General features: G+C 64.6%; 16 protein-coding genes. 11 read left to right on the forward strand and 5 right to left on the reverse strand.

Annotated features, from left to right (window positions below; translation table 11 throughout):
* Window positions 1-187 precede the first annotated feature (187 nt).
* The 3 genes from H3H36_RS25050 to prpR form a co-directional block, all read right to left on the reverse strand.
* The gene (locus tag H3H36_RS25050) at window positions 188-448 is read right to left on the reverse strand and encodes a helix-turn-helix domain-containing protein (protein ID WP_182220778.1); all 261 of its coding nucleotides are present in this window, start codon (window positions 446-448) and stop codon (window positions 188-190) included.
* On the reverse strand, window positions 445-732 hold the full coding sequence (locus H3H36_RS25055) for a type II toxin-antitoxin system RelE family toxin (RefSeq protein WP_182220779.1): 288 nt from the start codon (window positions 730-732) through the stop codon (window positions 445-447). Before H3H36_RS25055 ends, H3H36_RS25050 begins: the two co-directional genes overlap by 4 nt.
* A gap of 94 nt (window positions 733-826) precedes the next feature.
* Window positions 827-2,518, reverse strand: a complete 1,692-nt coding sequence (gene prpR, locus H3H36_RS25060; protein WP_182220780.1) for a propionate catabolism operon regulatory protein PrpR — start codon at window positions 2,516-2,518, stop codon at window positions 827-829.
* Window positions 2,519-2,768: 250 nt separating this feature from the next.
* Here prpR and prpB point away from each other — a divergent pair, with 250 nt between their 5' ends.
* The 7 genes from prpB to H3H36_RS27605 all read left to right on the forward strand — a co-directional run bounded on the left by prpB (window position 2,769) and on the right by H3H36_RS27605 (window position 14,876).
* Window positions 2,769-3,656, forward strand: coding sequence for a methylisocitrate lyase (gene prpB / locus H3H36_RS25065; protein ID WP_182220781.1), 888 nt, complete (start codon window positions 2,769-2,771; stop codon window positions 3,654-3,656).
* A 158-nt stretch (window positions 3,657-3,814) separates the two neighbouring features.
* Window positions 3,815-4,969, forward strand: coding sequence for a bifunctional 2-methylcitrate synthase/citrate synthase (prpC, locus tag H3H36_RS25070; protein WP_182220782.1), 1,155 nt, complete (start codon window positions 3,815-3,817; stop codon window positions 4,967-4,969).
* Between the two features lie 21 nt (window positions 4,970-4,990).
* Window positions 4,991-7,585 carry a Fe/S-dependent 2-methylisocitrate dehydratase AcnD gene (acnD, locus tag H3H36_RS25075; protein ID WP_182220783.1) on the forward strand — a complete coding sequence of 865 codons (2,595 nt, stop codon included), beginning with the start codon at window positions 4,991-4,993 and terminating at the stop codon, window positions 7,583-7,585.
* 73 nt (window positions 7,586-7,658) lie between these two features.
* A complete protein-coding gene (gene prpF, locus H3H36_RS25080; RefSeq protein WP_182220784.1) occupies window positions 7,659-8,849 on the forward strand; it encodes a 2-methylaconitate cis-trans isomerase PrpF in 1,191 nt (396 codons plus the stop codon).
* 223 nt (window positions 8,850-9,072) lie between these two features.
* On the forward strand, window positions 9,073-9,381 hold the full coding sequence (locus H3H36_RS25085) for a DUF485 domain-containing protein (protein ID WP_182220785.1): 309 nt from the start codon (window positions 9,073-9,075) through the stop codon (window positions 9,379-9,381).
* A complete protein-coding gene (locus tag H3H36_RS25090; protein ID WP_375539622.1) occupies window positions 9,381-11,042 on the forward strand; it encodes a cation acetate symporter in 1,662 nt (553 codons plus the stop codon). Before H3H36_RS25085 ends, H3H36_RS25090 begins: the two co-directional genes overlap by 1 nt.
* 186 nt (window positions 11,043-11,228) lie before the next feature.
* Window positions 11,229-14,876 (forward strand): sensor domain-containing protein, encoded by a 3,648-nt coding sequence (locus H3H36_RS27605; RefSeq protein ID WP_311196694.1) that lies wholly within the window; start codon window positions 11,229-11,231, stop codon window positions 14,874-14,876.
* Between the two features lie 19 nt (window positions 14,877-14,895).
* On the opposite strand, the gene xth is transcribed toward H3H36_RS27605, so the two are convergent.
* The gene (gene xth / locus H3H36_RS25100; RefSeq protein ID WP_182220788.1) at window positions 14,896-15,660 is read right to left on the reverse strand and encodes an exodeoxyribonuclease III; all 765 of its coding nucleotides are present in this window, start codon (window positions 15,658-15,660) and stop codon (window positions 14,896-14,898) included.
* A 501-nt stretch (window positions 15,661-16,161) separates the two neighbouring features.
* Here xth and H3H36_RS25105 point away from each other — a divergent pair.
* The 4 genes from H3H36_RS25105 to H3H36_RS25120 are packed head-to-tail and all read left to right on the forward strand — an operon-like array spanning window position 16,162 to window position 17,739.
* The gene (locus H3H36_RS25105; protein WP_182220789.1) at window positions 16,162-16,572 is read left to right on the forward strand and encodes a phiTE_015 family protein; all 411 of its coding nucleotides are present in this window, start codon (window positions 16,162-16,164) and stop codon (window positions 16,570-16,572) included.
* A 5-nt stretch (window positions 16,573-16,577) separates the two neighbouring features.
* Complete coding sequence (locus tag H3H36_RS25110; protein ID WP_182161535.1) at window positions 16,578-16,766, forward strand: DUF1653 domain-containing protein; 189 nt, start codon at window positions 16,578-16,580, stop codon at window positions 16,764-16,766.
* A gap of 4 nt (window positions 16,767-16,770) precedes the next feature.
* The gene (locus tag H3H36_RS25115; RefSeq protein ID WP_182220790.1) at window positions 16,771-17,250 is read left to right on the forward strand and encodes a CreA family protein; all 480 of its coding nucleotides are present in this window, start codon (window positions 16,771-16,773) and stop codon (window positions 17,248-17,250) included.
* Window positions 17,251-17,304: 54 nt separating this feature from the next.
* Window positions 17,305-17,739, forward strand: coding sequence for a hypothetical protein (locus H3H36_RS25120; protein ID WP_182220791.1), 435 nt, complete (start codon window positions 17,305-17,307; stop codon window positions 17,737-17,739).
* Window positions 17,740-17,811: 72 nt separating this feature from the next.
* On the opposite strand, the gene H3H36_RS25125 is transcribed toward H3H36_RS25120, so the two are convergent.
* Window positions 17,812-19,305 (reverse strand): leucyl aminopeptidase, encoded by a 1,494-nt coding sequence (locus H3H36_RS25125; protein ID WP_182220792.1) that lies wholly within the window; start codon window positions 19,303-19,305, stop codon window positions 17,812-17,814.
* Window positions 19,306-19,373: the final 68 nt, after the last annotated feature.

Raw genomic sequence — 19,373 nt, forward strand, 5'->3', positions numbered from 1 at the left:
ACTTCGACCGGTTGGGCGTACCACGCCTGTCTTAACCTCAACTACTCGAACCGCCCGGTGCGGACCCGCATGCCGGGTGGTGTGGCAGGGGACCGGTCAGCTATGCTGGCCGCCCCTATGCCGATTCGCTGCCGCCGCGCCCGCAGGGATGGCGGCTGCGGGGTGGGGTTCGCAGCGGTAGCTTGGTTTAAGCGGCGGAATCGAGATCGTTATCCCAGCCGGGAAACATCAGCACGGTAGGATGGCAGCGTAATGCACGGGCCAGCAGCCTGGCGCGCTCCGCGCTCAATCTGATGCGATCGCGCTCGATTGCGGAAATGGCGGACGGCGGAATACCAGTCAGGCGTGCAAGCTCAGCCTGCGTCAGCTCCTGCAGCTCCCGCACAATACGGACGGACTCTCCTATTGTCACGTTGACGCGCCGCTTGGCGGGGCGAAAGTTCTTCATGATTGCCTTCGGTAATCGTGTGCGTTCACGTGCATCACCTGGATCAAAAACAGGCCTTCTTGCACATGATAGATCACGCGCCATTGAAGGCCAAGCCGGGAGGACCGATACCCTTTCCCTATGCCGGACAATGCCTCGTCGTGGAAACCCTTGATGGCACGCAAGCCGCGCGGACCAGATGCGCTCGCGATCTCTTGCCATTTCTCGTAGCGCTTCAGCACCTCAAGCGGTACTGAACCGGACAACTGTTTTTCAACTCGGTGATGTTCGACGATGCGCCACATGCGTCATTATCGCGATGCGAAAACGCATGTGTCTTGTCATCGGGCTGTGGATTTGATGTGCTTCAAATGCGACTGTCGGGTCACTGCCAACGGGTCAGCCGGCACCGCCTTCAGCGCGCAGCTTGCGCCACAGCGTGGTGCGGCTGATGCCCAGGTACTCGGCGGCAGCGTCGCGTCGGCCGCCGAAACGGGCCAGCACGGCCGTTACCGATTCGGCCGGTATCGCAGGTACAGGGATGGGTGCGGGCAGGGCGCCCGTGCCCGCCGCCGGGACGATGGCCGGCGCGGGCGGCAGCATCACGCCATCCAGCATGCCACTGGCCACCCCGCGCGGCGCCAGTTCCGGCGCCACGTTCAGCACGAAGGTGGGCGTCAGCGCCTGCAATGGCTCGGCGGCCAGGAACAGGGCCAGCCGCTCCGTCAGGTTGCGTAGTTCGCGCACGTTGCCGGGCCAGTCGTACTGGCGCAGCAGCGGTGCGCAGGCCATGATCTCGGCGTGCAGGTTCGGATGGGGCCGCGCGCCCAAGGCTGCCAGTGCGTTCTTGAGCGACCATTCGGCCAGTCCGATCACGTCGTCCTCGCGCGCGCGCAGCGGCGGCAGCGACAGCCGCAGCACGGCCAGGCGGTAGAACAGGTCGGCCCGGAAGCGCCCGTCGCGCACGCGCTGTTCCAGGTCGCAGTGGGTGGCGCTGATGATGCGCACGTTGACGGCGATGGGCCGCGTGCCGCCCACCCGCACCACTTCGCGTTCCTCCAGTACCCGCAGCAGCCGCGTTTGCAGCGTGAGCGGCATTTCACCGATCTCGTCGAGGAACAGGGTGCCGCGGTTGGCCGCTTCGAACAGGCCCGCGTGGCCGCCGCGGCGCGCGCCCGTGAATGCGCCTTCCTCATGGCCGAACAGCTCCGATTCCAGCAGCGACTCGGCGATGGCGCCGCAGTTCACCGCCACGAACGGCCGGTTCTGGCCCAGGATGCGCGGGCTTTCGCGGTGGATCGCTTGCGCCACCAGTTCCTTGCCGCAGCCCGTTTCACCCTGGATCAGCACCGTGGCCGGCGACTTCGCATACAGCACCACGGACTGGCGCAGCGCTTCCATGGCGGCCGATTCGCCGCGCAGGTCGTTCAGGCCATGCTTGGCGCGCAGCGTGTCGGCCACCACCACGCGCCGGCTGCGGTTCACTTCGAGCTGGGTCAGGCGCGCCATTTCCAGCGCGTCGTCGAACGCTTGCCGGATTGAGGCGGCCGAGTAGACGAACACGCCCGTCAATCCCGCTTCCTCGGCCAGGTCGGTGATCAGGCCAGCGCCCACGATGGCCTGGATGCCGGCCGCCTTCAGTTCGTTGATCTGGGCCCGCGCATCCTCCTCGGTCACATAGGTTCGCTGCGCGATGTCGAAGCCGAAGGTGGCGGCGAATTCGGCCAGCTCCGGCAGCCGTTCCTGGTAGGTGATCACGCCGATGCGCTCGGTCACCCGGCGCGCCCGCGCCAGCGCCTGCATCACGTCGAAGCCGCTGGCCTTGGCGATCACCACCGGCACCGACAGCCGGCCTTTCAGGTAGGCCGCGTTGGAGCCGGCCGCGATCACGGCGTCGCAGCGCTCGGTCGCCATTCGTTCGCGGATGTGGCGGGCCGCTTCGTCGAAGCCCAGGTTGATCGGTTCGATGGTGGCCAGGTCGTCGTATTCGAGTGTGATGTCGCGGAACAGGTCGAACAGGCGCGACACCGACACGGTCCAGATCACGGGCTTGTCGGTGTTGTCGAGGGGCAGGGGAGTGGAATGGCGCATGTCGCCATTGTACGCCAATCGCGTTCCAGTGTTTCACGTTGCAACGAATTTGAAACGCGAACGCAACATCATTGCAACGCGAAATGCTTGCGTACTCAAGTATCTGCAGCGCTACCCAGGCGCCAAGTGACTGATTTTGCTGGGTTTTCCGGCTACGGTGCCGCCGCGCCGCCCCTTGGCACGTCCCTTGCAATACCTGTTCGCAACGCGCCAACGCGCAACCAACCACACGCACAACGAAAGGTCAGACATGAGCCAATATTCCGCCGGCGCCGCATTCCGCAAAGCCGTACAAGAAGAATCCCCGCTGCAGGTGGTGGGCGCCATCAACGCCAACCACGCCCTGCTGGCCAAGCGCGCCGGCTTCAAGGCCATCTACCTGTCCGGTGGCGGCGTGGCCGCCGGTTCGCTGGGCCTGCCCGACCTGGGCATCTCCAGCCTGGACGACGTGCTGACCGACGTGCGCCGCATCACCGACGTGTGCGACCTGCCGCTGCTGGTGGACGTGGACACCGGCTTCGGTTCCTCCGCCTTCAACGTGGCGCGCACCGTCAAGTCCATGATCAAGTTCGGCGCGGCCGCCATCCACATCGAAGACCAGGTCGGCGCCAAGCGCTGCGGCCACCGTCCGAACAAGGAAATCGTCACCAAGCAGGAAATGGTGGACCGCATCAAGGCCGCCGTGGACGCCCGTACCGACGAGAACTTCGTCATCATGGCCCGCACCGACGCGCTGGCCGTGGAAGGCCTGGAATCGGCGCTGGAACGCGCCATCGCCTGCGTGGAAGCGGGCGCCGACATGATCTTCCCGGAAGCGATCACCGACCTGCCGATGTATTCCCAGTTCGCCAAGGCCGTCAAGGTGCCGGTGCTGGCCAACATCACCGAATTCGGCTCGACCCCGCTGTACACGGTGGACGAACTGCGCGGCGCCGACGTGGGCCTGGTGCTGTATCCGCTGTCGGCCTTCCGCGCCATGAACAAGGCCGCCGAAAACGTCTACGGCGCGATCCGCCGCGACGGCACCCAGAAGAACGTGGTCGACACCATGCAGACCCGCATGGAACTGTACGAGCGCATCAACTACCACAGCTTCGAGCAAAAGCTCGACGCGCTGTTCGCCGCATCGAAGAAGTAAGAAGTTGTTTCAAAATGACCATGGCTAGGCGTGGCGCCGAAGACAGTGCGCTGGCACGGCAAGGCGCTACAACGACGCCATGGGCTTTTGAAATGACTTCTAAGTATCGCCTTTCACCGCAATCGCAAAACTAAATCTATAGCATCTGGAGAGTTCAAATGAGTGTCGAACAAGTCGCTACCTTCAAGCCCAAGAAATCCGTTGCCCTGTCGGGCGTGACCGCCGGTAATACCGCGCTGTGCTCCGTCGGCAAGACCGGCAACGACCTGCACTACCGCGGTTACGACATCCTGGACGTGGCCAACACCTGCGAGTTCGAGGAAATCGCCTACCTGCTGGTGCACGGCAAGCTGCCCACGGCCGCTGAACTGAAAGGCTACAAGGGCAAGCTGAAATCGCTGCGCGGCCTGCCGCAGTCGCTCAAGTCGGCGCTGGAAGCGCTGCCGGCATCGGCCCACCCGATGGACGTGATGCGTACCGGCGTGTCCGTGCTGGGCTGCACCCTGCCCGAGAAGGACGACCACAACGTGCCGGGCGCGCGCGACATCGCCGACCGCCTGATGGCTTCGTTCGGTTCCATGCTGCTGTACTGGTACCACTTCAGCCACAACGGCAAGCGCATCGAAGTGGAAACGGACGACGACTCGATCGGCGGCCACTTCCTGCACCTGCTGCACGGCGAGAAGCCATCCGAGTCGTGGGTCAAGGCGATGCATACCTCGCTGATCCTGTACGCGGAACATGAGTTCAACGCCTCCACCTTCACCGGCCGCGTCATCGCCGGCACGGGTTCGGACATCTACTCGGCCATCACCGGCGCCATCGGCGCGCTGCGCGGTCCCAAGCACGGTGGCGCCAACGAATTCGCGTTCGAGATCCAGAAGCGCTACGAGAACCCCGACGAAGCCGAAGCGGACATCCGCAATCGCGTGGCCAACAAGGAAGTGGTGATCGGCTTCGGCCACCCTGTGTACACCATCTCCGACCCGCGCAACGTGGTGATCAAGGAAGTGGCGCACAACCTGTCCAAGGAAGCCGGTTCGACCAAGATGTTCGACATCGCCGAACGCCTGGAATCGGTCATGTGGGAAGTGAAGAAGATGTTCCCCAACCTGGACTGGTTCTCGGCCGTGTCGTACCACATGATGGGCGTGCCGACCGCCATGTTCACGCCGCTGTTCGTCATCTCGCGCACCTCCGGCTGGGCCGCCCACATCATCGAGCAGCGCATCGACAACAAGATCATCCGTCCAAGCGCCAACTACGTCGGCCCGGACGACCTGCAGTTCGTGCCTATCTCCGACCGCAAGTAATCGCAAGTATTGGAAGCGACCATGAACACTCAATTCCGCAAGAACCTGCCGGGCACCAAGCTCGATTACTTCGACGCGCGTGCCGCTGTCGACGCGATCCAGCCTGGCGCCTACGACAAGCTGCCGTACACCTCGCGTGTGCTGGCCGAGAACCTGGTGCGCCGCTGCGATCCGGCCACGCTGAACGCTTCGCTGTCGCAGCTGATCGAGCGCAAGCGCGACCTGGACTTCCCGTGGTTCCCTGCGCGCGTGGTATGCCACGACATCCTGGGCCAGACCGCGCTGGTGGACCTGGCCGGCCTGCGCGATGCCATCGCCCAACAGGGCGGTGACCCCGCCATGGTCAATCCCGTGGTGCCGACCCAGCTGGTGGTGGACCACTCGCTGGCCGTCGAATGCGGCGGCTTCGATCCCGACGCTTTCGCCAAGAATCGCGCCATCGAGGACCGCCGTAACGAAGACCGTTTCGACTTCATCAACTGGACCAAGAAGGCGTTCAAGAACGTCGACGTGATCCCGCCCGGTAACGGCATCCTGCACCAGATCAACCTGGAACGCATGTCGCCCGTGGTGCAGGTGAGCGACGGCGTGGCCTATCCCGATACGCTGGTGGGCACCGACTCGCACACCCCGATGGTGGACGCGCTGGGCGTGATCGCCGTCGGCGTGGGCGGTCTGGAAGCGGAAAGCGTGATGCTGGGCCGCGCCTCGTGGATGCGCCTGCCCGACATCATCGGCGTGGAGCTGACCGGCAAGCCGCAACCTGGCATCACCGCCACCGACACGGTGCTGGCGCTGACCGAATTCCTGCGCAAGGAAAAAGTGGTGTCGTCCTACCTGGAGTTCTACGGTCCTGGCGCGTCCGCGCTGACGCTGGGCGACCGCGCCACCATCTCCAACATGGCGCCCGAATTCGGCGCCACGGCGGCCATGTTCTACATCGACGAGCAGACCATCAAGTACCTCAAGCTGACCGGCCGCGACGATGAACTGGTCAAGCTGGTGGAGCAGTACGCCAGGCAGACCGGCCTGTGGGGCGACACCCTGAAGGCGGCCGAATACGAGCGCGTGCTCAAGTTCGACCTGTCGACCGTGGTGCGCAACATCGCCGGCCCGTCCAACCCGCACAAGCGCGTGCCGACCTCCGAGCTGGCCGCGCGCGGCATCAGCGGCAAGGTGGAGAACGAGCCTGGCAAGATGCCCGACGGCGCCGTCATCATCGCCGCCATCACCAGCTGCACCAACACCAACAACCCGCGCAACATGATCGCCGCCGGCCTCCTGGCCCGCAACGCCAACGCGCGCGGCCTGACCCGCAAGCCATGGGTGAAAAGCTCGCTGGCGCCCGGCTCCAAGGCCGTCACGCTGTACCTGGAACAGGCCAACCTGATGGACGACCTGGAAAAGCTGGGCTTCGGCGTCGTCGCTTACGCCTGCACCACTTGCAACGGCATGTCCGGCGCGCTGGACCCCGTGATCCAGAAGGAAGTGGTGGAGCGCGACCTGTACGCCACGGCCGTCCTGTCGGGCAACCGCAACTTCGATGGCCGTATCCACCCGTACGCCAAGCAGGCCTTCCTGGCTTCGCCGCCGCTGGTGGTGGCCTACGCCATCGCCGGCACCATCCGCTTCGACATCGAGAAGGACGTGCTGGGCTATGACGCCGACGGCAAGCCGGTGACGCTGAAGGACATCTGGCCCTCGGACGCGGAGATCGACGCGCTGGTTGAATCGAGCGTCAAGCCTGCGCTGTTCAACAAGGTCTACATCCCCATGTTCGCCAAGCAGGCCGACGATGGCGTGAAGGTCAGCCCGCTGTACGACTGGCGCGCGCCGAGCACCTACATTCGCCGTCCGCCGTACTGGGAAGGCGCGCTGGCCGGCGCGCGCACGCTCAAGGGCATGCGTCCGCTGGCGGTGTTGGGCGATAACATCACCACCGACCACCTGTCGCCGTCGAATGCCATCATGCTCGACAGCGCGGCCGGCGAATACCTGGCCAAGATGGGCTTGCCGGAGGAGGACTTCAACTCCTACGCCACCCACCGCGGCGACCACCTGACGGCGCAGCGCGCCACCTTCGCCAACCCGACGCTGAAGAACGAGATGGTGCAGGTGGACGGCAAGGTCAAGGCCGGCTCGCTGGCCCGCGTCGAACCGGAAGGCAAGGTCACCCGCATGTGGGAAGCCATCGAGACCTACATGGAGCGCAAGCAGCCGCTGATCGTGATCGCCGGCGCCGACTACGGCCAGGGTTCCTCGCGTGACTGGGCCGCCAAGGGCGTGCGCCTGGCCGGCGTGGAAGCGATCGTGGCCGAAGGCTTCGAGCGCATCCACCGCACCAACCTGGTGGGCATGGGCGTGCTGCCGCTGGAATTCCAGCCCGGCGTGAACCGCAACACGCTCAACATCGACGGCACCGAGACCTACGACGTGATCGGCGAGCGCACCCCGCGCGCCACCCTCACGCTGGTGATCCACCGCCGCGATGGCTCGCAAGTGAACGTGCCCGTGACCTGCCGCCTCGATACGGCCGAAGAGGTGTCGATCTACGAAGCGGGCGGCGTGCTGCAGCGCTTCGCCCAGGACTTCCTGGAATCGTCCAAGGCCGCGTAAGGGCTTGAACGATCGTTAGTCACGGCAGGCGGTACGGCGACGTACCGCCTGTCTTTTTTAGGAATACATCATCATGACCCACGTAGCACAGATCAAAGTCCCTGCCACCTACATGCGTGGCGGCACCAGCAAGGGCGTGTTCTTCCGCCTGCAAGACCTGCCGCCCGCGGCGCAAGTGCCGGGCGCCGCGCGCGACGCGCTGCTCCTGCGTGTGATCGGCAGCCCCGACCCCTACGGCAAGCAGATCGACGGCATGGGCGGCGCCACCTCCAGCACCAGCAAGACGGTGATCCTGTCCAAGAGCAGCAGGCCCGATCACGACGTTGACTACCTGTTCGGCCAGGTTTCCATCGACAAGGCTTTCGTGGACTGGAGCGGCAACTGCGGCAACCTGTCGGCGGCCGTGGGCGCGTTCGCCATCAGCGGCGGCATGGTGGAGGCCAGCCGCATTCCGCAGGACGGCATCGCCACCGTGCGCGTGTGGCAGGCCAACATCGGCAAGACCATCATCGCCCACGTGCCCATCACGGGCGGTGCGGTGCAGGAGACGGGCGACTTCGAGCTCGATGGCGTGACCTTCCCGGCGGCCGAAGTGCAGCTGGAATTCATGGACCCGGCGGCCGACGAGGAGGGCGGCGGCGGCTCCATGTTCCCGACCGGGAACCTGGTGGACGACCTGGAAGTGCCCGGTGTAGGCACGCTCAAGGCCACCATGATCAACGCCGGTATCCCCACCGTCTTCGTCAACGCGGAAGCGATCGGCTACACGGGCACGGAGCTGCAGGACGCCATCAACGGCGACCCCAAGGCGCTGGCCATGTTCGAAACCATCCGTGCCCACGGCGCGCTGCGCATGGGCCTGATCCAGAACCTGGACGAAGCGGCCACGCGCCAGCACACGCCCAAGGTGGCCTTCGTGGCCAAGCCCAAGGATTACGTGTCCTCCAGCGGCAAGCAGGTGGCTGCGGCCGACGTGGACCTGCTGGTGCGCGCCCTGTCGATGGGTAAGCTGCACCACGCCATGATGGGCACGGCGGCCGTGGCCATTGGCACGGCCGCCGCCATTCCGGGGACGCTGGTGAACCTGGCGGCCGGTGGCGGCGAACGCAACGCGGTGCGCTTCGGTCACCCTTCCGGCACCCTGCGCGTGGGCGCGCAAGCGAGCCAGGTGAATGGCGAGTGGAGCGTGACCAAGGCGATTATGAGCCGCAGCGCGCGGGTGCTGATGGAAGGCTGGGTGCGGGTGCCGGGCGACTGCTTCTAAAGCCCTTCCGCCAAGAAAAATCGGGGACGTAACACGGTTTTCCCACATGGGAAAACCGTGTTACGTCCCCGATTTTTCTTGGCGGAATGTTTGAAGGCGGGTTTGTTTATTTTGCGTATCATTTTGCTCATTTGGCCGTCCGGCGTAAGCGAACGGTAAGGGAGCGGGTCTAATCTGAACTTAGCCTGAAATAAAGGCATTACAAAAAATGAAGGAGACTGCAATGCAAGACGACATGGTTCAAAAGATAAAGGCGGACCCCAGCTACCAGAAGCTGGTCTCGGCCCGCTCCCGCTATGGCTGGACGCTGACGTGGCTGATGATGGCCGTGTACTACGGCTTCATCCTGCTGATCGCATTCGACAAGGAACTGCTGGCCACCCGCATCGGCAATGGCGTGATGACCTGGGGTATGCCCATGGGCCTGTTCGTGATCGTGTTTACGGTCGTGATCACGGGCATCTACGTGCGCCGCGCCAACGGCGAATTCGATGAATATACGGCGGCTATCCGCGCGCGGGTGCAGCCATGATGAACTTTAAACGCATGCTGGCCGCGCTGGCCATGCTGGGCGCGGCAGGTGCTGCGCTGGCCGCAGGCGCCGACCTGGGCCAGGCTGAGAAGCAGCCCACCAACTGGACCGCCATCCTGATGTTCGGCGCGTTCGTCATCTTCACGCTGTTCATCACCAAATGGGCGGCCGCCAAGACCAAGTCGGCGGCCGACTTCTACACGGCTGGCGGCGGCATCACCGGTTTCCAGAACGGCCTGGCCATCGCGGGCGACTACATGTCGGCCGCTTCCTTCCTCGGCATTTCCGCCGCCGTGTTCCTGAACGGCTACGATGGCCTGATCTACGCCATCGGCTTCCTGGTCGGCTGGCCCGTCATTACCTTCCTGATGGCCGAGCGCCTGCGCAACCTGGGCCGCTTCACCTTCGCCGACGTGGCGGCCTACCGCTTCCAGCAAAAGCCGATCCGCATCTTCTCCGCCTCCGGTACGCTGGTGGTGGTGGCGTTCTACCTGATCGCCCAGATGGTGGGCGCGGGCCAGCTGATCAAGCTGCTGTTCGGCCTCGAATACTGGATCGCCGTGGTGCTGGTCGGTACGCTGATGATGGTCTACGTGCTGTTCGGCGGCATGACGGCCACCACCTGGGTGCAGATCATCAAGGCCGTGATGCTGCTGGCCGGCGCTTCCTTCATGGCCTTCGTGGTGCTGGGCCAGTTCAACTTCAGCCCCGAGGCCCTGTTCGCCAAGGCCGTCGAAGTGCACGCCAAGAAGGACGCCATCATGGGCCCCGGCACCTTCATCAAGGACCCCGTGTCGGCCATCTCGTTCGGCATGGCGCTGATGTTCGGTACGGCCGGCCTGCCGCACATCCTGATGCGCTTCTTCACCGTGCCTAGCGCCAAGGAAGCACGCAAGTCCGTGTTCTGGGCCACCACCTGGATCGCCTACTTCTACATCCTGACCTTCATCATCGGCTTCGGCGCCATCGTCATGGTGTCGACCAACCCCGAGTTCAAGGATGCCGCCGGCAAGCTGCTAGGCGGGAACAACATGGCCGCTATCCACCTGGCCAAGGCTGTGGGCGGCAACGTGTTCCTCGGCTTCATCTCGGCCGTGGCCTTCGCCACCATCCTGGCCGTGGTGGCCGGGCTGACCCTGTCCGGTGCATCGGCCGTGTCGCACGACCTGTACGCCACCGTGATCAAGAAGGGCCAGGTCACCAGCTGGGAAGAACTGCGCGTCTCGCGTGCCACCACCATCGTGCTCGGTATCGTCGCCGTCGCGCTGGGCATCCTGTTCGAGAAGCAGAACATCGCCTTCATGGTGTCGCTGGCCTTCGCCATCGCCGCTTCGGCCAACTTCCCGGTGCTGTTCATGTCCGTGCTGTGGAAGGATTGCACCACCCGCGGCGCCACCGTTGGCGGCTTCATGGGCCTGATCACGGCCGTGGTGCTGACCGTACTGTCGAAGTCCGTGTGGGTCGATGTGCTGGGTCACAAGGACGCCTGGTTCCCTTACGCCTCGCCCGCCATCTTCTCGATGACGGCCGGCTTCGTGGGCATCTGGCTGTTCTCCATCCTCGACAAGAGCCCGCGCGCCCGCATCGACCGCGCCGGCTTTGAAGCGCAGGAAATGCGTTCCGAGACGGGTATCGGCGCCGCCGCCGCCTCCGCGCACTAAGCAGCCGCTTCCTCCCGCAGCCCCGGCCCGCAAGGTCCGGGGCTGTTTTTTTTTGCAAGGCCGTGCGCCCGGATCAGGAATAGAGGGAACCGTCGGCTTGCCAAGTGGAAATTGGGGACGATGTGGTTTATGATCTGGAGATGACGCTGCCGTCGCGAGGGCAGCGTTTTTTACATGGGGCTCCAGGTGACCACGAACCGCGTCTCGACCAACCCAGATGTCGTGGCCGAAGCTTTGCAGCTGATCGGCGTGCCCGCGTGCGCCTGTGACGAGGCGGGCCTGGTGCTGGCCGCGAACGGCGAACTGGCGGCCCTGCTGGGGCGCGACCCGGCCGGTGCGCCGGTGGCGGAACTGTTCGCGCGCCACGTGCGGACCGACAGCGGCCGCCAGCTCAACATGGTCCTGGGCGCGGCTGGCGGACGCCAGTGGGACAGTTGCCTGAGCTGCACTGGCGGCCAGTACATCGCCGTGCGGGCCTGGGCCAAGCCGCTGCCTCCGGGCGGGCGCGCCAGCGGCGCCACCCTCGTGTTCCAGGACGTGAGCGCCGTGCAGCGCGACCACAAGGCCTTGCGCAAGACGCTGCTCGAACAGCAGGCCATCCTCGACAACGCGGCCGTCGGCATCCTGTTCAGCAAGGCCAGCGTGATCCAGGAATGTAATCTGCGCTGCGCCGACATGTTCGGTTACGCGCGCCACGACCTGGAAGGCATGGGCACCATCGTGCTCCACGCGTCGGAGCAGGCCCACCTGGACCTGGGGCGCGATGCCGGGCCGCCGCTGCGGCGCGGCGAATCCTACACCACGGAGCTGCAACTGCGGCGCAAGGATGGCACGTTGTTCTGGGCCCGCCTGTTCGGCCGCGCCGTCGATCCCCAAAACACCGAGGACGGCACGGTGTGGATCATCGAGGATATCGACGAGCGCCGCCGCGATGAGGAAAAGCTGCGCCGCACGCTGCTGGAAATGCAGGCCATCATGGATAGCGCGCCGCTGGCCATCGGCTTCCAGCGCGATGACCGCGTGCTGCGCTACAACCAGCGCTTCGGCGAATTCTTCGGCTTTGCCGGTGACAGCGGCGTGGGCCGGCTGACGTCCGAACTGTATCCCTCGATCGAGGCGTTCGAGGCCGTGGTGAAAAAGGCACGCCCGCTGCTCGCGCGCGGCAAACCGTTCCAGGCCGAGATGGAGATGCGGCGCCAGGACGGTTCCACTTTCTGGGCCCACGCGTTTGGCTATGTGATCAATCCGGGCCGCACCCAGCAGGATTCGATCTGGATCTTCGATGACCGCAGCGCCCAGAAGAAGGCCGAGGAAGACACCAAGCAGCTGCTGCTGGAACAGAAGGCGATTCTGGACAACGCCTCGGTCGGGATCCTGTTCTCCAAGGCCCAGCTCATGCTCAGCTGTAATCCCCGCATGGCCGACATGTTCGGCTACACGCGCGAGGAGATGATGGGCCTGCCCGCCGCCATCGTGTTCCCGTCGCCCGAGGCGTACGCGCAATTCGGCGTGGAAGCGGGGCCGCTGCTGGGCAGCGGCCAGCCGTTCGAGCGCGACGAGTACCAGTTCAAGCGCAAGGATGGCTCGCTGTTCTGGTGCCGCGTGCGGGCCAAGGCGGTCGATGCGGAACACAGCGATGGCGGCACCATCTGGATCCTGGAGGACGTGAGCGAGAGCCGCGAGACCAAGATGGAGGTCGAGGCCATCATGACCAACGCCTCGATGGCCATCCTGTTCACCAAGAATCGCGTCATCACGCGCTACAACCGCGGCTTTGGCGAGATGTTCGGCTACCACGGCGACGAGGCGCTGGGCTTGCCGGGACGGGCGCTGTACCCATCGCAGCAAGCCTACGATGAACTGGGCGCGGCCGCCTCGCCCTTGCTGTCGGTGGGCAAGCCGTTCCAGACCGAAGTGGAGATGCAGCGCAAGGATGGCAGCGTGCTGTGGGCGCAGCTGATCGGCTACGTGGTCAATCCGGCCGACCCCACCCAGGGCACGATCTGGATCATCGAGGACCGCAGCGAACAGCGCCAGGCCGAGGAAACGCTGCGCAACGCGCTGCTGGAAAACCAGGCCATCCTCGACAGCGCCGTGCTGGGCATCTCCGTGGTCGAGCATGGCCACAACCTGCGCTGCAACAGCAAGATGGAGGAGCTGTTCGGCTACGAGCCGGGCGGCATGAACGGCTTGTCCGTGCAGGCGTTCTACGCCGACAAGGCGGCCTGGCAGCGCGCGCGGGCCGAGACGGCGGACGACTTCCTGGCCGGGCGCGTCAACATGTCCGAATACCAGCTGGTGCGCAAGGATGGCAGCACGTTCTGGGCCCGCCTGTCGGGCCGGCCGTTCGACCTGAGCAAGCCGCGCGGGCGTTCCGTGTGGCTGGTGGACGACATCACGGCGCGCCGCGAGGCCGCAGAAGCGGTCAGCCGCGCGCGCGACGAGCTCGAAGTGCGGGTGCTGGAACGCACGGCCGAACTGGCCGGCGCCAACGCGCTGCTGCAGGGCGAGATCGTCGAGCGGCGCCAGGCCGAGGCGCGCGTGCACCACATGGCCTACCACGACAGCCTGACAGGCTTGCCCAATCGCGCCCTGCTGGCCGACCGGCTGGACCGGGCGATGCTGGCGGCCCAGCGCTCCGAGCGCAAGCTGGCCGTCATGTTCATCGACCTGGACCGCTTCAAGACCATCAACGATTCGCTGGGCCACATGACGGGCGACCAGCTGCTCAAGGAAGTGGCCAGCCGCCTGTGCCGCGCCGTGCGCGCCAGCGACACCGTGGCCCGCCTGGGCGGCGACGAATTCGTGGTGCTGGTGCCGGGCATCCGCAACGTCGACGAGGCGGTGCACGTGGCCGAGAAGATCATCGTCGCGTTGTCGGAGGCGTTCCCGCTGGAAGGGCGCAACCTGCACATCACGCCGTCGATCGGCATCTGCGTCTATCCGGACGACGGCGCCGACGTGGAGACCCTGATGCGCCACGCCGACGCGGCCATGTACCACGCCAAGGCCAGCGGCCGCAACAATTACCAGTTCTTCACCCAGACCATGAACCTGGCGGCGGCCCGCCACTTCGAGCTGGAAAGCAGCTTGCGCGGCGCGCTGGCGCAAAACCAGTTCGAGCTGCATTACCAGCCCATCATGGACATTGGCACGCGCCGCCTGCACGCGATGGAGGTGCTGCTGCGCTGGCGCCGCGCCGACGGCGAGCTGGTGATGCCGGACCACTTCATCCCCATCATCGAGGAGAATGGCCTGATCGTGCCGATCGGCGAATGGGTGATCCGCACGGCGTGCCGGCAAAGCATGGAATGGCAGCGCCAGGGCTTGCTGCCGGTGCCGCTGGCCGTGAACCTGTCGGCGCGCCAGTTCATGCACCGTGGGCTGATCGACTCGATCCGCGCCATCCTGGACGAGACGGGCATCGCGCCCGGCCAGCTCGAATTCGAGATCACGGAAACGGCGCTGATGCAGCACGGCGAACAGACGCTCGACATCCTGGGCCAGATCAACGCCATGGGCATCCGGCTGTCGATCGACGATTTCGGCACCGGCTATTCCAGCCTGGCTTACCTGAAGCGCTTCCCCGTCAAGAAGATCAAGATCGACCGCGCCTTCATCAAGGACCTGGAACAGAGCGCCGAGGATGGCGCCATCGTGGACGCCATCATCGCGCTGTCGGGCAGCTTGCAGTTATCGGTGGTGGCCGAAGGGGTGGAGACGGAAGGGCAGTACGCGCTGCTGCAGCACAGCGGCTGCCAGTACGCGCAAGGCTATCTGTTCTCGCAGCCGGTGCCGCATACGACGGCCCAGCTGCTGCTGCCGCGCGTGTGAGCGCGCGGGCGGACGGGCTTTAGTCGATGGTGGCGATTACGGGCGCGTGGTCGGACGGCTGTTCCCACTTGCGCGGTTCGCGGTCGATCACGCAGGCGCTGCAGCGCGCGGCCAGCGCCGGCGACAGCAGGATGTGGTCGATGCGCAGGCCCTTGTTGAGGCGGAAGCCGAGCTGGCGGTAGTCCCACCAGCTGAACGACTTGTCGGCTTGCTCGAACAGGCGGAACGCATCCTTGAGTCCCAGTTCGTTCAGGCGCAGCAGCGCAGCCCGTTCCTGGTCCGACACCAGCACCTGGCCGGCCCAGGCCACCGGGTCATGCACGTCGCGGTCTTCGGGGGCGATGTTGTAGTCGCCCAGCACGGCCAGTTGCGGGTATTGCTGGGCCTGTTCGTCGAGCCAGTCGCGGAACGCGGCCAGCCAGCCCAGCTTGTAGCCGTATTTTTCCGAGTCCACGCTCTGGCCGTTGGGTACGTAGGCGCACACGATGCGCATGCCGTCGATGGTGGCGGCCAGGATGCGCTGCTGGGCATCCTCGTAGCGGGGATTGTTCTTGACCACGTCCGTGATCGGCAGGCGCGACAGGATGGCCACGCCGTTGTAGGTTTTCTGGCCCGTGTACGCGACCTGGTAGCCGGCCGCCTCGATGGCGGCGGCGGGGAACTTGTCGTCCGTCAGTTTGGTTTCCTGCACGCACAGCACGTCGACCGGGTTCGCTTCCAGCCACTTGAGCACGTGGGGCAGGCGAACGTTGAGCGAGTTCACATTCCAGGTGGCTATTTTCATGATATGGGGATTCCTTGCGTAGTCAGTGAGAGCGTGTGGCCGGTGAGCGCGCATCTTACCGCAACCACGGGCGTCGCGTGCGGTGCGCCAGCGCGCGGCGTGGGGCGATGGCACCGCGCGCAGGGGTGTGGCATGAATCGTACAGCTATGCGATGATAATAATCAACAAATTGTTGAACTGTCGTGTTTTACAAAAAAACATCAAAAACCTTTGTATCTTGCCCGTCTGTGGTTCTAGAATGTTGCAAAATCAGGTGAATGGAAAAATAATTGCCGATAATGCTTCACTGTTATCAAAATGGTACTAAAATCAGTTAACAGTGCGGGCAAACCGCAATATACTGAGACCACCAGCGTTTAAAACTTTTGTTTCCATACGGCAATCAAAATAGTTGCAAAGTAGCGTACACTATATGTTGTGGTACGTTAATAGATGGTACTATTTGGAAATATTTGTCGTTTAACAGTTAACGATGCGCGAAGCATTTGAAAAGGAAAAAAATGCGTACTGCATTTGAAGCATGGGCGCAGAAGGATGGCCACATAGTCCGCCGGCGCGAAGACAAGCCAGACGAGTATCTGGTCTACGAAACCCAACGTCGCTGGGTCATCTGGCAAGCGGCGCTCGAACACGGCAAAACGCCGGGCGGGCGCAAGACGGCTGCGCAAAAGGCAGCCGCAGCGGAGAAGGCGGCCATCAGCGCCCGCTCCGCCGTGCAACGGGCACCGTCCATCAATCCGGACGAGGCGACCGTGCGCACCCAGGTGCTCAACGAGGTGCTCGATGCGTTCTCCACCCTGGGCGGCGAGCGCGGCATGGAGGACATCCTCAAGGTGATCCAGGGCCTGAAACAGAAACAGCAGCAGAAAGAAGTGGCCGAGGAACGGATGGCCGTCAAGAAGCACGACTGACGATCATGCGCTTTCGCCATTACAAAGGGGGCGTCTACGAGCTGGTGTGCGAGGCGACCCTGGAAGCGGACCTGACGCCGATGATCGTGTATCGCGCGGCCGATGGTTCCGTGTGGGTGCGGCCCAAGGACGTGTTCTTTCAGCTGATCGAAGTGGACGGCGTCATGGTGCAGCGCTTCGCGCCCATCAACTGAGCGTATGGCGCGCCTTTCGTCCGTCTGCGCGTTGGCCCTGCTGTGCGGGGCCGCTGCCGTCCGCGCCGAGAACGTGGGTTCGGTCGATACGGCTTTCCAGCTGCTGGGGCCGGACCACAAGGTGGTGGTGGAGGTGTTTGACGATCCGCGCGTCGGTGGCGTCAGTTGCTACCTGTCGCGCGCCAGGACGGGCGGCTTCAAGGGCGCCATCGGCCTGGCCGAGGACAAGGCCGAAGCGTCCGTCGCCTGCCGCCAGGTGGGCGAGATTCATTTCAACGGTGAGCTGCCCAAGCAGGAAGAAGTGTTCTCCGAGCGGGCCTCCCTGTTGTTCAAGCATGTGCGCGTGGTGCGCATGGTCGATGCCAGGCGCAACGCCCTGGTCTATCTGGTCTATTCCGATCGCCTGATCGATGGCAGTCCCAAAAACAGCGTGACGGCGGTGCCCGTTCCTGCCAATATGCCTGTGCCCCTGCGGCGTAAATAAATCCCTGTCGCGGACCGCGGTCCGCGCTGTTCGAGGCTTACCACGAGGCTTACCATGTACCGACTCGCCGCCTGTGCGGCCCTGGCCCTGCTGGCCGGCTGCGCCACCCTGACCGAATCGACCCAGCAGGACGTGGTGGTGCAAACCATTCTGGACAACCATGAACTGCCCGGCGTGGGCTGTGTGCTTTACAACGACGTGGGCAAATGGTTCGTCACCACGCCGGCGCGCGTCACCATCCGCAAGAGCGCGGGCGCGCTGCGCATCGATTGCCGCAAGGATGGCGGCGACTGGGCCTACGAGAAAGTGGAATCGAAGGTCAACGCCACCCTGTGGGGGAACGTGGTGCTGACGGCCGGTGCCGGCTATTTCGTCGACCGCAATACGGGCGCGGGCTTCGATTATCCGTCCACGCTGACGGTCACCATGCACAAGGGCGATACGGGGGAGGGGGCGCCGCCACCGCCGGCCGGTGTGACGGTGTTCTGACGCGGTTCCGACAAAAATGGCGAACCGGCCAGCCGGTTCGCCATGCGTACTACGGTGCTACGCGCTGCGGATTCAGGCGCGGTTGATCAGGAAGTTGCTCAGCAGGGGCACTGGGCGGCCCGTGGCGCCCTTGGCGCCGCCCGACTTCCAGGCCGTGCCGGCGATGTCGATGTGGGCCCAGGTGTACTTGCGGGTGAAGTTCTCCAGGAACGCGGCCGCCGTGCACGAGGCGCCGCCCGGCGTGCCGATGTTGGCCAGGTCCGCGAAGTTGGACTTCAACTGCTCGTTGTACAGTTCACCGATGGGCAGACGCCATGCCGTGTCGCTGGCGGCCTTGCCGGCGGCCAGCAGTTCGGCGGCCAGCTTCTCGTGGGCTTCATCGTCGCGCGTGAACAGGCCGCTGTTGTGGTGGCCCAGGGCCACGATGCAGGCGCCCGTCAGCGTGGCGATATCGATCACGGCGGCCGGCTTGAAGCGCTCGGCGTAGGTCAGCGCGTCGCACAGCACCAGGCGGCCTTCGGCGTCCGTGTTGAGGATCTCGATGGTCAGGCCGCTCATCGAGGTGACGATGTCGCCCGGCTTGGTGGCGCGGCCCGATGGCATGTTCTCGCAGGCGGCGATCACGCCGATCACGTTCAGCTTCAGGTTCATTTCGCCGATGGCGCGGAAGGTGCCCAGCACCGACGCGGCGCCGCCCATGTCGTACTTCATCTCGTCCATGCCGGCGCCGGCCTTGAGCGAAATGCCGCCCGTGTCGAAGGTGATGCCTTTACCGACCAGCACCACGGGCGCGTCCTTGGCCTTGCCGCCCATGTGCTTGATGACGATGAACTTCGGTGGCTGCTCGCTGCCGTTCGTCACGGACAGGAAGCTGTTCATCTTCAGCGATTCGAGCTGCTTGCGGTCCAGGATCTCGACGTCGAACTTGTATTCCTTGCCCAGCTTCTTGGCCGTGTCGGCCAGGTAGGTCGGGGTGCACACGTTGGCCGACAGGTTGCCCAGTTCCTTGGTCAGGTCCATGCCGTTGGCGATGGCGATGGCCTGTGCCAGCGCCAGCTTGGTGCCGGCGTTATTGGGCACGGCCAGTGCGATCTTCTTCACGCCGGTGGGCGCCGGATCCTTCTTGCTCTTCTGGCCGTCGGTGCGGAACACGGCTTCGTGCGCGGACTGCACCACGTGGCGGATGGCCCAGTTCACATCGCGCTCTTTCACTTCCTCCAGTGGTAATGCGATAATGGCGTCGCTCGCGCCCAGCGTGGCGAAAACCTTGAGCGCGGCGCCCACGGCGCTGGCGAAGTTCTTTTCGCTGGCCGTTTCGTCGCTGCCCAGCCCCACCAGCAGCACGCGCTCGGCCGCCGCGCCTTTCACGTCGCGCAGCAGCAGCGTGGTGCCGGCCTTGCCCGTGATGTCGCCGGACTTGAGGGCAGCCGTGATTTCACCCGCGCTGTCGAGCGCCTTGGCGGCGGCCGACAGCTTCTTGTTCTCGAAAACCGCAACGGCGACGCAGCCGGTCTTGGCCGACGCGATGGTGTTTTTTGTGTCGAATGCTTTTATGCTAAAGTCCATTGGATTCTCCGTGTCGTATGCTCGTATGCATGTTATGCGCGCCTTGTGGGCCGCGGCATCTTACTTAA

The sequence above is a fragment of the Rugamonas fusca genome (genome assembly GCF_014042365.1).
Classification (GTDB): Bacteria; Pseudomonadota; Gammaproteobacteria; order Burkholderiales; family Burkholderiaceae_D; genus Rugamonas; species Rugamonas fusca.